Genomic DNA, 13,996 nt, shown 5'->3' with positions numbered 1-13,996 from the left:
TCACTGCCTTTCACGAAAGCTGTCGATGAGGGCCGCCGCAACGGCCTCGGGGTTCTCGGCGGGAGCCAAATGCCCCGCTCCCGCGATCTCGATACCTCTGCCATTCGCAACGGACTCCGCGACCGCGCGCGCCTGCTCGACGCTCACGACAGGGTCGTGCTGCCCCCACAGCGCCAGCACGGGAACCGCGATCTCCGAGAGCCTCGGGCGAACGTCACTCCCGGCGAGCGCCTCGCAGCACAACGCGTAGCTCTCGTCGTCGGCGAAAGCGAGAGACCGCAGGAGCGCCCCCGCGACATCCGGCTGAGCCTCGATGAATCCGGGAGCGAACCAACGCTGCGCGGAACCCTCCACCATGACAGGGGTGCCCTGGCGACGCACCGTCGCTGCGCGCTCTCGCCAGGCGTCCTCGGAACCGATCTTCGCCGCCGAGCAGATGACCGCCACGCCCTCGACGCGGTCCGGATGCCGCAGCGCCAGTTCCAACGCGACCTGGCCTCCGAGCGAGACCCCCGCGTAGAAGAAGCGGTCGATTCGTGCCTCCGTGGCGGTCGCCACCACCGCATCCGCCAGCTCCCCGACCGTGAAGGGCTCGCGCGCCGCGGGCGACTCGCCGTGCCCCGGAAGGTCGACGCTGAGCACCGCGAAGTGTTCCCTCAGGAGTGGGATGGCGCGGTCCCACAGGAGGGAAGAAGTGCCAAGCGACTGCCCGAGCACGAGCGCGGGACCTGCGCTGCCCTCGACCCGCAATCCCGCCAGTGTCGGCCGCGTCATGCCTCGCCTCCCTCACGCACTCCCGCAACGACCCGATCAACGATGAGTCGGGCGTCGCCAAGGTAGTGCGCGGGATCGAGGGATTCGGCGAGCGCCGAGTCGGAGACCTCCGCGAGCTCCGGCTCCGCACGCAGGAGCGCACCCAGATCGGCGTCTGCGTCACCGGCGGCACGCGTCACGAGCTCCTGAAGCCGATCGCGCCCGAGCCGGGGGCCGTACTCGATCATGAGCCGCTCGCTCACGACCAGGGGCCCGCTCATCCCCAGATTGTGCCGCATCGCCTCCGGGTACACCCGAAGACCTCCCGTCAACTCCGCGGCCGCCTCGGCCGCCCCGCCCCCGAGTCGCAGCAGCTGACGCAGGGCCTGCCACTCAGCGTGCCACGCCCCCTCGGGGCGCTCGTCGACCGCGAGTGCGCTGCGCTGCAGTTCCGCCGCGAGACCAGGAGCCTGCCGTGCGGCCGAGTGAATCAGCACGCTCAGGACCGGATTCTGTTTCTGCGGCATCGCCGAGGAGCCACCCCGGCCCGCCGCACTCGGCTCCCCCAGTTCGCCGAGCTCGGGCCGCGCGAGAAGCAGCACATCGACCGCGATCTTGCCCAGCGCGCCCGCGAGTTGAGCGAGAGTCGCTCCGAGCTCGACGACGGGCGCGCGCTGGGTCTGCCACGGGACGCTGTCTGCGAGTCCGAGCCTCTCCGCCACGAGGGAGGCGACACGCAGGCCCGTCCCCTCCCCACCGATGACGGCGTAGGCCGAAAGCGTGCCGCCCGCCCCGCCCCACTGCACGGGAAGGGCGTCGTGGCTGCGCTCGAGCGCGGCTGCGGCGCGCACAACCCCCGCCAGCCAGCCCGCCGCCTTGACCCCGAAGGTGCTCGGCACACCGTGCTGCGTCAGGGTACGCGACACCATGAGCGTGTCGCGGTGCGTCTCGGCGAGGGTCACGAGCGACTCGACGGTCGCACGGGCGTCCCGCCGCATCTGCCGGATGGCGCGCGAGGCCACGAGCATGAGCGCCGTGTCAAGGATGTCCTGGCTGGTCGCGCCCCGGTGCACCCACACGGATGCCGCGGCATCCGTCTCGGCGACGGCAGACCGCAGGTCCTTCACAAGCGGGATGACGGGGTTGCCGCCCGAACGCGACCGGGCGGCGAGTTCGGCGACATCGACGTCGAAGCCCTCCCGCACGCCTGCCACCGTCTGCCCCGTGCCCGTCGGGGCGAAGCCGAGCTCCTCCCACGCCCAGGCGAGAGCGACCTCAACGTCGAGCATGGCGTGCACGATCGCGGCATCGGATGTCACCTGAGCGATCTCGAGGCCCGCCCACTGGGGAGACAGCAGGCCGTGATCCGCGGCATCGGCCGGTGTCGTCACCCCGTCAGTCCTTTTGCCGGTGCTCGAGGAACACCGTCTCGTCATCGCCCTGCATATGGATGTCGAACACCAGGTCCCCGCGCGCGTCGCGACGAGCGATGAGGGTGGCCGCCCGCTCCCCCAGGGAGGAAAGGAACGCGTCATCCGCAATGCTGTCGACGGCCTCCGGAAGGTAGACGCGTGTGTAGAGGCGGTCGGGAAGACCACGGGCGAACACAATGACGCTGAAGAATGGCAGCGCGCCCTCCCGTGTCGATCCCGGTTCGACCGTCGTGAACGAGAACATGCCGTTGTCATCGACGGCGGCGCGCCCGAAGCCCGTGAACGTGTAGCCGTCCCGGCGAAGGGACCCCTCGGCTGCCGGAACGCGCCCCTGCTCATCCGCCTGCCAGATCTCGACGAGGGCGTCAGGGATTGGCGCGCCGTTGCCGTCGAAGACGCGGCCGTACAGGCGCACGGCAGCCGGGTGGCTTCGGTCGACGAGGCTCTCACCGCCCTCGAAGGGCAGGGCATAGCCGTAGAAGGGTCCGACCGTCTGGCCTGGAGTCGCAGCAAGCGTCGTCATCAGTGATCACCCTCCTCGGGCTCGGTCCACGTGCGCTTCGAACCGTTGAGCACAATATCCCAACGGTAGCCGAGCGCCCACTCCGGCGAGGTGAGCGAGTGGTCATAGGTTGCGATGAGCCGGTCCCTGGCGTCCTGATCGACGATCGACTGGTAGATCGGGTCGAGAGCGAAGAGCGGGTCGCTCGGGAAGTACATCTGGGTCACGATGCGCTGCGTGATGGCGGTGCCGAAGACCGAGAAGTGGATGTGCGCGGGCCGCCAGGCGTTGGTGTGATTGCGCCAGGGATATGGGCCGGGCTTGATGGTCTGGAAGCGGTACCAGCCGTTCTCGTCCGTGATGGTGCGCCCCGTTCCCGTGAAGTTGGGGTCGAGAGGGGCGGGGTGCTGATCGCGCTTGTGCACGTAGCGCCCGGCCGAGTTGGCCTGCCACACCTCGATCAGCTGCCCGGGCACGGGGCGCCCGTCACCGTCGAGCAGACGGCCGGTCACGACCATCCTCTCGCCGATGGGGTCCCCGTTGTGCTGGATCGTGAGATCGGACTCGACCCAGGAGACATCCCGGTGGCCGAAGGCGGGCGAGTGGAGCTCAATCGTCTCGGGGTCCGCAAGGGCGAGGCTCTTGGTGGGGTGGCGAAGGAGACTGCTGCGGTAGGGCGGGTAGTCGATGCGCGGGCGCTCCTCGACCGGCTTGCCTGCCGCGACACCGTTACGGTATTCCGTCTCGATCTCGACGATCTCGGCGGTGATCTGCTCCTGGCTCGCCGTTGTGGCGAGAGGATCGGTCGCGCGGATGGGGCCCTCCTGGGTCTCCTCCGCGTCCTGGGCTGCACTGCCCTGAGTCTGGGGGGTGGGGTTGTTCGAATCGGTCACGAAGGAAGACTTTCAGCGCGGACGCCGAGCGCCAATGGTTATTTCTCACTCAGTGGAAAGAATCCTGGCCATCAGCGCTGAATGGCCGTGTGGAAGACATCCCGCCAGCGTCGCCTTCCCCCGTCGAGACTGACGCCGAGCGCCTCCGAGATCCCGGATGCCGCATCCTTCAGCATCGGGACCACTCGCCGAGTGTCGGCCCGTGTCAGGTGAGAGACGAGTCCGACCGCCGCGTAGGGCGGACCATCCGCGACGAAGATGGGGACCGCGATGGAGGCATTGCCGAGCGTCATCTCCTGATTCGTCACGCTGAAGCCGTGGCGACGCACTGCCTCGAGTTCGGCGCGCAACGATCCCTCATCGACGCGGGAATGCACGGTCGGGCGTTCGAGCGGACGTGAGAAGAAGTCGCGAAGGAACTCCTCGTCCTGGAACGCGAGCAGCGCCTTGCCGACGCCCGTCGTGTGCAGGGGCAGGCGGCCGCCCATCCGACTGATCGTCGGGACGGAGCGATGGCCGACCAGCCGCATGGCGTAGAGCGCTTCGCCCTCGTCGAGGATCGCCAGATGCACGTTCTCCCCCGACGCCTCATAGAGCGACAGCAGGAAGGGAAGGGCGATCTCACGAAAGCGCAGGCTCACTGCCGCGAGCTCCCCCTGCTCCCACAGGCCCGTACCGATCGAGTACCTCGTACCGTTGCGGTCGAGAAGCCGCTCCGCGACCATATCGCCCGCGATGCGGTGTGCCGTGCCGACCGGGAGTCCTGTGCGGGATGCGAGCTCCGAGACAGTCAGCGAATCGTGGTCCTCGTCGAAGGCGCGGAGGATGAGCGCGACCCGCGCGACCATGGAGCCTGTCGCCGCATCCGCCATGCCGCAATGGTAGCGGCGATGGGACCCAGGCCTAGTGGCCCCTGTCGGTTCAGGCGGCGAGAGAGTTGGCGACAACGAGCTCGAGCTCGCCCTCGCGCCCGTGGTCGAGGGGGAACCCGGCCGACGCTGACCATCGCATGAGCGCATCCGCGTCAGCAAAGACCTGCCCAGACTGGATCACGGCCCGCACGAACTCGCCCTTGCCCTTCTTGTTGAAGTGGTTGAGAGCGCGACGTCGCCCCCCTCCGTCCTCCGCGACCACCCGGACGAAGAACGAATCGGGCCTGCGTGGAGCGGGCCCGAGAGCCGCGTAGGCCTCGGAGCGCAGGTCAAGGATGATGCCCTCCCGCCGCTCGAGGGTATCGGCGATGGCGCGCGCCCACGTGCGCTTGAGCGAGACGCCGGGTATCCGCGAATCGTGTGAGAGCCGATATGCCGGGATGGCGTCGCTGGCGCCGATCAGCCCGAAGAGCGCCGAGTGAATCGCGATGTGACGCCCCGCGAACGCTCGCTCGCCCTCCCCGAGCGTCGCTGCGTCGAGGGCGTCGTACAGCACGCCCGTGAAGCGCTCTAGAGCGGGCAGGGTCGCGGATGTCACGAGCTCTCGATTGCGCTCGATCTCCTGCCTCAGCCCCTCCCCCACTTTGAGCGCGGCCGCCATCGCGTCCAGGTCGACGGCGAGTTCCTCAAGCGCCGCCAGGACGCTCGCGCGCTGCGGCGTGAGTTCGGGAAAACTCAAACGCCCCAGGTCGATCGCTGCCCCCTCCCCTCCGGCCCGTTTGGACTCGGAGGGGGGAAGGATCAGCAGCATCGACGCCGGGGCGTGAGAGTGCGTGAAATCAGGCGTTCGCGAGCGCCGCGTGACGCGCGACGATCGTGATCGTGTCGTGCTCGACCGAGAGGAAGCCGTCGGCGGCGTCGGCGGAGACGGTGCCCCCGTCGACGAGCGTGATGCGCACTTCGCCGGAGCCGAGGATCGCGAGCATCGGCTCGTGACCGGCGAGAATGCCGATCTCACCCTCGGTCGTCCGGGCGACCACCATGGTGGCCTCGCCGGACCACACCTCGCTGTCGGCCGAGACGAGGCTGACGCTGAGCGGCCTCGCCATGACTAGCCGTTCTCCTTCTGGATCTTTGCCCACTGCTCTTCGACGTCGGAGATGGCACCGACGTTGAAGAAGGCCTGCTCGGCCACGTGGTCGAAGTCACCGCGAGCAATCGCGTCGAAGGACTCGATTGTGTCCTTGAGCGGCACCGTGGAGCCCTCGACACCCGTGAACTTCTTGGCCATGTAGGTGTTCTGCGAGAGGAACTGCTGGATGCGGCGCGCACGCGACACCGTGATCTTGTCCTCTTCGGAGAGCTCGTCGACACCGAGGATCGCGATGATCTCCTGCAGCTCCTTGTTCTTCTGGAGGATCTGCTTGACCGTCGTGGCCACCCGGTAGTGGTCCTCACCCAGGTAGCGCGGGTCGAGGATGCGCGAGGTCGAGGTCAGCGGGTCGACGGCCGGGTAAAGACCCTTCGACGCGATCTCACGGCTGAGCTCGGTCGTCGCGTCGAGGTGGGCGAAGGTCGTCGCGGGCGCCGGGTCCGTGTAGTCGTCGGCGGGGACGTAGATGGCCTGGAGCGACGTGATCGAGTGACCACGCGTCGAGGTGATGCGCTCCTGGAGAAGACCCATCTCGTCCGCGAGGTTCGGCTGGTATCCCACAGCGGAGGGCATGCGGCCGAGAAGCGTCGAGACCTCGGAGCCAGCCTGCGTGAAGCGGAAGATGTTGTCGATGAAGAGCAGCACGTCCTGCTTCTGCACGTCGCGGAAGTACTCCGCCATCGTGAGCGCCGAGAGGGCGACGCGAAGACGCGTTCCCGGCGGCTCGTCCATCTGGCCGAAGACGAGGGCGGTCTTGTCGAAGACGCCCGCCTCCTCCATCTCGTGGATGAGGTCGTTACCCTCACGGGTACGCTCACCGACACCCGCGAAGACCGACACACCACCGTGGTCCTGCGCCACACGCTGGATCATCTCCTGGATGAGGACCGTCTTGCCGACACCGGCGCCACCGAAGAGGCCGATCTTTCCACCCTGCACGTAGGGGGTAAGGAGGTCGATGACCTTGATGCCGGTCTCGAAGAGCTCCGTCTTCGACTCGAGCTGGTCGAAGGCCGGGGGGTTGCGGTGGATGGGCCACCGCTCGGTGATCTCGATCTTCTCGTCGGGTGCGGCGTTGAGCACCTCGCCGATGACGTTGAAGACCTTGCCCTTGGTCACGTCGCCGACCGGGACCGAGATGGGTGCACCCGTGTCACGCACCTCCTGGCCACGAACGAGACCGTCGGTCGGCTTCAGCGCGATGGCACGGATGAGGTCATCACCAAGGTGCTGTGCGACCTCGAGCGTGATCTCCTGCGAGTCGTCACTGATCGTGACCGTGGTCTTGAGCGCGTTGTAGACGGCCGGGATCGAGTCGTGCGGGAACTCGATGTCGACGACCGGGCCGGTGACGCGGGCGATGCGACCGACGCCGCCCTCGGCGACGGGAGGCACCTCAGCGGCGGCCTTCTTGGACGCGGCCGGCTTGCGGGTCGCGGGCTTCTTCGAAGCGGGGGCTGTAGTAGTCATTGCTTCCCTGTTCTCTCTTGCTTCCTATTTCGAGCTCGACAGGGCGTCAGCGCCGCCCACGATCTCGGAAATCTGCTGGGTGATCTCCGCCTGACGCGCATTGTTCGCCAGCCGGGTGTAGTCGAGGATGAGCTTGTCGGCGTTGTCACTGGCCGACTTCATGGCCTTCTGCGTCGCCGCGTGCTTGGCCGTCGCCGACTGGAGCATCGCGTTGAAGATCCGGCTCTCGATGTAGACGGGGAGCAGCCCGTCGAGGACATCTCCCACCTCGGGCTCGAACTCGTAGAGCGGGAACACGTCGGAGGAATCCGGCTCCTCGACGCCCTCCACGACCTCGAGCGGCAGCAGGCGAACGACCTCAGGGCTCTGGGTCAGCATGCTGACGAAGCGGTTGTAGACGATGTGGATCTCGTCGACGCCACCCTCAGAGGCCGGCGTGACGAACGCATCCACCAGGCGCTGCCCGATGTCCTGGGCCGTGTCGAAGACGGGGTTGTCGGTCTCGCCGACCCAGCTCTCGATGAAGTCGCGCTTGCGGAAGGTGAAGTACCCGACCGCCTTACGGCCGACGAGGTAGTAGACGACCTCCTTGCCCTGGCTGCGCAGCAGCGAGGCCAACTCCTCCGCCTCGCGGAGCACGTTCGAGTTGAACGCGCCCGCGAGTCCGCGGTCGGAGGAGAAGATGACGACCGCGGCGCGCTCGACCTTCTCCGGCTCCGTCGTGAGGATGTGGTCGACATTCGAGAACGTGGCCACGGCCGACACGGCCCGGGTGATCGCTCGCGAGTACGGAGTCGATGCGGCCATGCGGGCCTGCGCCTTGGCGATGCGGGACGCCGCGATCAGCTCCATGGCACGGGTGATCTTCTTGGTCGTCTGGGCAGAACGAATCTTCTGCCGGTAGACCCGAAGTTGCGCTCCCATGTTTCTCTCAGTCCTCAGTCAGTGGTTCGGTACGTGTCGGTCGACTGTTCGTCAGCGCTTCTGCCTGACGATCTTCTCCTGGTTGACGTCCTCGGCCTCGAGCTCCTCGAACTCCTCCTTGCCGGCAGAGATCAGGGGCTTGCCCTCGCCGGTCTGGAACTCGAGCTTGAACTTGTCCACGGCCGCCTCGAGCTCGCTGACGGTGTCGTCGTCGAGCACGTTGGTGTCGCGCAGGGTGTCGAGCACCTTCGTGTTGCGGCGCAGGTAGTCGAGCAGCTCGCGCTCGAAGCGCAGCACGTCCTCGACAGGAACCTCGTCGAGCTTGCCGTTCGTGCCGGCCCAGATCGAGACGACCTGGTCCTCAACGGGGTACGGCGAGTACTGCGGCTGACGCAGGAGCTCCGTGAGACGCTCACCGCGCGCGAGCTGACGGCGGCTGGCCGCGTCGAGGTCGGAGGCGAAGAGAGCGAAGGCCTGCAGCGAGCGGTACTGGGCGAGCTCGAGCTTAAGCGTTCCCGAGACCTTCTTGATCGACTTGACCTGGGCATCGCCACCGACGCGGGAGACGGAGATTCCGACGTCGACCGCGGGACGCTGGTTGGCGTTGAAGAGGTCGGACTGGAGGAAGATCTGACCGTCCGTGATCGAGATCACGTTGGTGGGGATGTAGGCCGAGACGTCGTTCGCCTTGGTCTCGATGAGCGGCAGTCCGGTCATCGAGCCCGCGCCGAGCTCGTCCGAGAGCTTGGCGCAACGCTCGAGCAGACGCGAGTGCAGGTAGAAGACGTCACCGGGGTAAGCCTCACGTCCCGGCGGGCGGCGCAGCAGGAGCGACACGGCGCGGTAGGCCTCAGCCTGCTTCGACAGGTCGTCGAAGACGATGAGCACGTGCTTGCCCCCGTACATCCAGTGCTGGCCGATGGCCGAGCCCGTGTACGGCGCCAGGTACTTGAAGCCAGCAGGGTCGGATGCCGGCGAGGCGACGATGGTCGTGTACTCCATCGCGCCGGCCTCCTCGAGCGCGCCCTTGACGGCGGCAATCGTGGAGCCCTTCTGGCCGATCGCGACGTAGATGCAGCGGACCTGCTTGTTGACGTCGCCCGACTCCCAGTTGGCTTTCTGATTGATGATGGTGTCGATCGCGATCGCGGTCTTGCCCGTCTGGCGGTCGCCGATGATGAGCTGCCGCTGTCCGCGACCGATCGGGATCATCGCGTCGATCGCCTTGATGCCCGTCTGCATCGGCTCGTGGACCGACTTGCGGGCCATGACGCCAGGAGCCTGGAGCTCGAGGGCGCGGCGTCCCTCAGCAGCGATCTCGCCGAGGCCGTCGATGGGGGTGCCAAGCGGGTCGACCACGCGCCCGAGGTAGGCGTCGCCCACGGGCACCGAGAGGACCTCGCCCGTGCGGGTCACTTCCTGGCCAGCCTCGATGCCGCTGAACTCACCGAGCACGACGACACCGATCTCGCTCTCGTCGAGGTTGAGGGCGAGGCCGAGCGTTCCGTCCTGGAACTTGATGAGCTCGTTGGCCATGACACCGGGGAGACCCTCGACGTGTGCAATGCCGTCGGCTGCGTCGACGACGTGTCCCACCTCGGTGGTCGTCGCCTTCGCGGGGTCATAGGACTTGACGAAGTCCTTGAGCGCGTCGCGGATCTGATCCGGGCTGATCGTTACGTCTGCCATGTGCGTTTCCTTGTCTTCGCGGCACCTCATGGCACCGTGGCTTGAGTGCCGGCCTCAGCCGGCGAGTTGCAGTCTGAGGTCGGCGATGCGGGTTGCGACGCTGCCGTCGATGATGTCGTTGCCGATGGCGACTCGGAGTCCGCCGATCAGCGCGGGGTCGAGCACGACGTTGAGCTTGATCTCGCGGCCGTAGCGTGCAGCGAGGGTCTGCCGCAGCTTCGAGCTCTGGCTCTCCGTCGGAGGAGCCGCAGCCGTCACGGTCGCGATGATGTAGCCGGAGGCATCCGCAATGGTGCGAGCCGCGTCGCGCACCAGCTGGCCGACACGCCGTCCGCGCGGCTGCTGCACGAGGTGTCGGACAACCGCCAGCGCCTCGCGGGACATCGTGGCGGTGAACAGCCGGTCCACGAGTGCCGCTTTGGCCGCCGAGTCTCCCAGCTTGCTGCCGAGAGCCAGCTCAAGCTCCGCGTTCGACGTCACCGTCGCCCCGAAGGAGAAGAGCTCCCCCTCGAGGTCGGCACCCTGGGGAGCCGAGGCCGCCACGGCGCGAAGCCCGAGATCCTCGATGCCCGCAAGCATGTCATCGACGGATGACCAGCGGCCCGACACGACCGCCTCGAGCAAGGTGAGAGCGGTAGGCGTGAGAGAGGATCCGAAGACGGCGCGCACCGCGGCGCGCTTCGACTCCTTATCACCCGCAGCCTCACTCAGCAGCGTGCGCAGCTGGAGCGAGGAGCCGATCGTGCGTCCCGCCGCGAAGAGCTCCTCGGCGAGGCCCAGGTTGACGGATGCTCCCGCGGCGTCGAGTGCTGCGCGGGACGCCGCCGTCGCCTCTCGTGTCGCTGATCCCATGATCTACTTGCCGTTCTTCTCGGATGCCTCGAGGTCTGCGAGGAAGGAGTCGACGAGTGCCGCCGCCTTCTTGTCATCGCTGAGGCTCTGACCGACGACGCCCGCCGCGAGGTCAAGTGCGAGCGAGCCGACCTCGCTGCGCAGCGAGACAAGCGCTGCCTGGCGCTCGGCCTCGATCTGGGCCGACGCGTTGGCAGTGATGCGGGCCGCCTCGGCGGAGGCCTGCTCCTTGAGCTCCGTCAGGATCTTGGTGCCGTCGACACGAGCCTGCTCACGAATCTTGCCTGCCTCGGCGCGGGCCTCGGCGAGCATCTCGTTGTACTTCTCGAGCTGGGCATTGGCCTCGGCCTGGGCGCTCTCGGCACGGGCGATACCGCCCTCAATCACCTCGGCGCGCTCGTCCAGCGTCTTCGTCACCCGCGGGATGATGACCTTCCAGAAGACGAGGAGGATGACGGCGAAGGCGACCAGCGACCACACGATGTCGTAGACCTCGGGGATCAGCGGGTTCTTCGTCTCAGCCTCCGCGGCGAGAGTCAGTGCGTTGAGCATTGAAATTCCTTAGGGGAGAATCAGGCGCCGAAGATGTAGTACGTCGCGATGCCGATGAAGGCGAGCGCCTCGGTGAAGGCGATACCGATGTACATCAGCACCTGCAGCTTGCCCTGGAGCTCGGGCTGGCGGGCGACGGACTCGATCGTCTTGCCGACGACGATGCCCACACCGATGGCCGGTCCGATCGCTGCGAGGCCGTAGCCCACGGTCGCGATGTTGCCAGTGAGTTCGGCGACGGTTGTAACGTCCACGTTGTGTTTCCTTCCGTAGGTGAGGCGGGCGGGTGCCCGTCCCCTGTGTTCGGTGCTGTGGGTGGGGCTAGTGTTCCTCGGCCAGCGCGAGCTGGAGGTACACGGCGGTCAGGATCGTGAAGACATAGGCCTGCAGGACCGCGACCAGGATCTCGAAGAACGAGAAAGCGATTCCGAAGGCGAGGGTGCCCGCTCCGAAGAGCGTGAAGAATCCGCCGGCGGAGAAGAAGAAGAAGTGCGTCGCCGCGAAGAACAGGACGAGCAGAAGGTGACCGACGACCATGTTCATCATGAGTCGCAGCGTGTGGGTCACGGGGCGCACGATGAAGGTCGAGACGATCTCGATCGGCGTCACGATGATGTAGAGGATGGGCGGAACGCCGGGCGGGAACAGCGCGTTCTTGAAGAACGCACCGGGGTGCTTCTTGATCCCCGCGTAGATCCACGTGACATAGGCGATCAACGCCAGCACGAGGGGCAGACCGATCAGACCCGTCGTCGAGATGTTGAGGAACGGCACGATGCCAGTGATGTTCGAAGCCAAGACCAGGAAGAAGAAGGTCATGAGGATCGGCAGGAACCGTCGACCGTCCTTCTTGCCGAGGAGATCCTGGGCAATGCCCTTGTCTACGAAGTCGAAGCCGTACTCGATGAGGCTCTGAAATCGACCCGGCACGAGGCGCATCTGGCGCGTGCCGACGAGGAAGATCACAAGGAGCAGCGCCACCACGAGCAGGCGGATGAGCATGAGCCTGTTGATCGCGAAGGGCGTGTCGGCGAAGAGGACGATCTCCGGGAAGAAGTCCATGATCGACGGTGAGTGGAACCCGCCATCATCACCGACGGCGAGGGGGACAAACGTTGTCAGAGCGTTGAGTAGCAGCTCTATCTCCAGAGTCCGGGCGTCGTTGAACGCGGCGAGAAAGGGGGGCTTCGGGAATAACCCTATCAATAATTGAGGCGACAGGAGTACACTCAGCGCCCCTCGCGCTCGTCGCTCTCCCCGGGCAGCGTGACATCGCTGACATAGGGCATTCGCGCCTTTGCGATGACGACGACATCGACGACGAGGGTTCCGATGACCGCGGCCACGAGGCTGAAGAAGAGCACCTGGGTGTGCACCCACGGCTGATCCCTCAGCACGAAGACGAGCACGAGGAACACGATGAACTTGAGCAGCCACGCCCCCATCACGATTCCGAAGAACGCCGCGAGGTCGAAACGCGAGGCGATGATGATGCTGAGCGAGGTGACCCCCAGGAAGACCATGGCCATTCCCGTGCCGACCAGTGCGCTCGCGACTCCGCTCATCCCGGCGATCGCGAAGCCCACGAGCGAGCCCACCACGGCGATGACGAGGGCGAGGAGTGAGCCGAAGAGCAGCACTCGCTTGAGGACGGGGACGGCACTCATGATGGTTCCTTCGAATGGTGTCGGGGGCGGAGGGGGCGGCCGTCGTCGAGGATGGATTCGTTCGCGGCCTCGTCGAGCGGGTCGAGTCTCGCGTCGATCGAGGCGTCCGAGCCGGGGCGGGCGAGCTGCACGCTCGCCTCGAGGACCTTGCGCTTGGTGAGCGGCGCCAGCGTGAACCACGCGCTCAGGGTGAAACCTGCCGCGACGAAGGCCAGCGCCCAGCCCCACGGCACGAACATGAAAAGGAGCGTTCCGATCGCGACGACGGCGGTCCAGGCGTAGAAGATCAGCACGGCGTGAAAGTGCGAGTGGCCCATGTCGAGCAGCCGGTGGTGCAGGTGCTGCCGATCGGCCGAGAAGGGGGACTTGCCCGCCCTGAGCCGCCTGACGACGGCGAGCGCGAAGTCGAGCAGCGGCACGATCAGTACCGCGAAGGGCAGCAGGATCGGGATGAAGGCGGGCAACAGCTGCCGGCCCGACTCGAGGGCGGCGGGGTCGACCTGGCCCGTGACCGAGATTGCGGATGCCGCCATCAGTAGCCCGACGAGGAGCGCGCCTGCATCCCCCATGAACAGCCTGGCGGGGTGCCAGTTGAGGGGAAGGAAGCCGAGACACGCGCCCGCGAGGGCCACCGTGATGAGCGAGGCCAGGTTGAAGTATTCCGACTCCCCCATGCCGTTGGAGAGGATGTAGGTGTAGATGAAGAAGACGCCGTTGGCGAGGAGCGCGACGCCCGCGACGAGACCGTCGAGACCGTCGATGAAGTTGACGGCGTTCATGACGAGCACCACCGCGATGACGGTGAGCACAAGCCCTGTTACGGGAGGGACGATCGTGACGCCGCCGATCGGCAGCGTTGTGAGCTGGATACCCTGCCAGACGAGCAGGCCCGCAGCGATCATCTGGCCCGCGAGCTTCGTGAGCCAGTCAAGGTCCCAGATGTCGTCAGCGACGCCGATCAGCACGATCAGGAGGGCGGCCGCAAGGAGCCCGAGGACGGGTTCCGGATTGACGAACACGAGATGGAAACGGTCGAGTTGAGACGCGACCCCGAAGGCGACGAGCACCCCCAGGAACATCGCGACACCACCGAGCCTGGGAGTGGGCCTCGTGTGGACGTCCCGCTCGCGGATCTTCGGGTAGAGCCGGAAGCGCAGGCTCAGCTTGAGAATGATGAACGACAGCGCGAACGTCACGACGGCGGAGAGCCCGCCGACAAGCACATAGAAGACGATC

16 protein-coding genes are annotated in these 13,996 nt (G+C 66.7%); all 16 read right to left on the bottom strand.

Annotated features, from left to right (window positions below; genetic code table 11):
* Positions 1 to 774 (bottom strand): alpha/beta fold hydrolase, encoded by a 774-nt coding sequence (locus OH146_RS12915; protein WP_265161432.1) that lies wholly within the window; start codon positions 772 to 774, stop codon positions 1 to 3.
* Entirely contained in the window at positions 771 to 2,144 is a 1,374-nt protein-coding gene (locus OH146_RS12910) for a class-II fumarase/aspartase family protein (RefSeq protein WP_265161430.1), read from the bottom strand. Before OH146_RS12910 ends, OH146_RS12915 begins: the two co-directional genes overlap by 4 nt.
* Positions 2,145 to 2,148: 4 nt before the next feature.
* Complete coding sequence (gene pcaG / locus OH146_RS12905; protein WP_265161428.1) at positions 2,149 to 2,709, bottom strand: protocatechuate 3,4-dioxygenase subunit alpha; 561 nt, start codon at positions 2,707 to 2,709, stop codon at positions 2,149 to 2,151.
* Entirely contained in the window at positions 2,709 to 3,458 is a 750-nt protein-coding gene (gene pcaH / locus OH146_RS12900; RefSeq protein WP_372508509.1) for a protocatechuate 3,4-dioxygenase subunit beta, read from the bottom strand. The genes pcaG and pcaH overlap by 1 nt, the downstream gene beginning before the upstream one ends.
* Positions 3,459 to 3,652: 194 nt before the next feature.
* Positions 3,653 to 4,453 carry an IclR family transcriptional regulator gene (locus OH146_RS12895; protein WP_265161409.1) on the bottom strand — a complete coding sequence of 267 codons (801 nt, stop codon included), beginning with the start codon at positions 4,451 to 4,453 and terminating at the stop codon, positions 3,653 to 3,655.
* 49 nt (positions 4,454 to 4,502) lie between these two features.
* The gene (locus OH146_RS12890) at positions 4,503 to 5,264 is read right to left on the bottom strand and encodes a YaaA family protein (RefSeq protein ID WP_265161407.1); all 762 of its coding nucleotides are present in this window, start codon (positions 5,262 to 5,264) and stop codon (positions 4,503 to 4,505) included.
* A 28-nt stretch (positions 5,265 to 5,292) separates the two neighbouring features.
* Positions 5,293 to 5,562 carry a F0F1 ATP synthase subunit epsilon gene (locus OH146_RS12885; protein ID WP_265161405.1) on the bottom strand — a complete coding sequence of 90 codons (270 nt, stop codon included), beginning with the start codon at positions 5,560 to 5,562 and terminating at the stop codon, positions 5,293 to 5,295.
* A gap of 2 nt (positions 5,563 to 5,564) precedes the next feature.
* Positions 5,565 to 7,076, bottom strand: coding sequence for a F0F1 ATP synthase subunit beta (gene atpD, locus OH146_RS12880; protein WP_265161403.1), 1,512 nt, complete (start codon positions 7,074 to 7,076; stop codon positions 5,565 to 5,567).
* Between the two features lie 24 nt (positions 7,077 to 7,100).
* Positions 7,101 to 8,000 carry a F0F1 ATP synthase subunit gamma gene (locus OH146_RS12875; RefSeq protein ID WP_265161401.1) on the bottom strand — a complete coding sequence of 300 codons (900 nt, stop codon included), beginning with the start codon at positions 7,998 to 8,000 and terminating at the stop codon, positions 7,101 to 7,103.
* A 51-nt stretch (positions 8,001 to 8,051) separates the two neighbouring features.
* A complete protein-coding gene (gene atpA / locus OH146_RS12870; RefSeq protein WP_265161399.1) occupies positions 8,052 to 9,689 on the bottom strand; it encodes a F0F1 ATP synthase subunit alpha in 1,638 nt (545 codons plus the stop codon).
* 54 nt (positions 9,690 to 9,743) lie between these two features.
* Positions 9,744 to 10,541: a F0F1 ATP synthase subunit delta gene (locus OH146_RS12865; protein ID WP_265161397.1), complete on the bottom strand. Its 798-nt coding sequence runs from the start codon at positions 10,539 to 10,541 to the stop codon at positions 9,744 to 9,746.
* Positions 10,542 to 10,544: 3 nt separating this feature from the next.
* Positions 10,545 to 11,093 carry a F0F1 ATP synthase subunit B gene (locus tag OH146_RS12860; RefSeq protein ID WP_265161395.1) on the bottom strand — a complete coding sequence of 183 codons (549 nt, stop codon included), beginning with the start codon at positions 11,091 to 11,093 and terminating at the stop codon, positions 10,545 to 10,547.
* 20 nt (positions 11,094 to 11,113) lie between these two features.
* Positions 11,114 to 11,347, bottom strand: coding sequence for an ATP synthase F0 subunit C (gene atpE / locus OH146_RS12855; RefSeq protein ID WP_265161393.1), 234 nt, complete (start codon positions 11,345 to 11,347; stop codon positions 11,114 to 11,116).
* Positions 11,348 to 11,414: 67 nt separating this feature from the next.
* Positions 11,415 to 12,155: a F0F1 ATP synthase subunit A gene (gene atpB / locus OH146_RS12850; RefSeq protein WP_265161391.1), complete on the bottom strand. Its 741-nt coding sequence runs from the start codon at positions 12,153 to 12,155 to the stop codon at positions 11,415 to 11,417.
* Positions 12,156 to 12,322: 167 nt separating this feature from the next.
* Positions 12,323 to 12,760, bottom strand: a complete 438-nt coding sequence (locus tag OH146_RS12845) for a Cg1360 family ATP-synthase-associated protein (RefSeq protein WP_265161389.1) — start codon at positions 12,758 to 12,760, stop codon at positions 12,323 to 12,325.
* Positions 12,757 to 13,995, bottom strand: a complete 1,239-nt coding sequence (locus OH146_RS12840) for an MraY family glycosyltransferase (RefSeq protein WP_372508507.1) — start codon at positions 13,993 to 13,995, stop codon at positions 12,757 to 12,759. Before OH146_RS12840 ends, OH146_RS12845 begins: the two co-directional genes overlap by 4 nt.
* Between the last annotated feature and the right edge of the window lies 1 nt (position 13,996).

Source organism: Homoserinimonas sedimenticola (genome assembly GCF_026094475.1).
Lineage (GTDB): Bacteria > Actinomycetota > Actinomycetes > Actinomycetales > Microbacteriaceae > Homoserinimonas > Homoserinimonas sedimenticola.
This window is presented reverse-complemented; position numbering and strand designations above follow the sequence as displayed.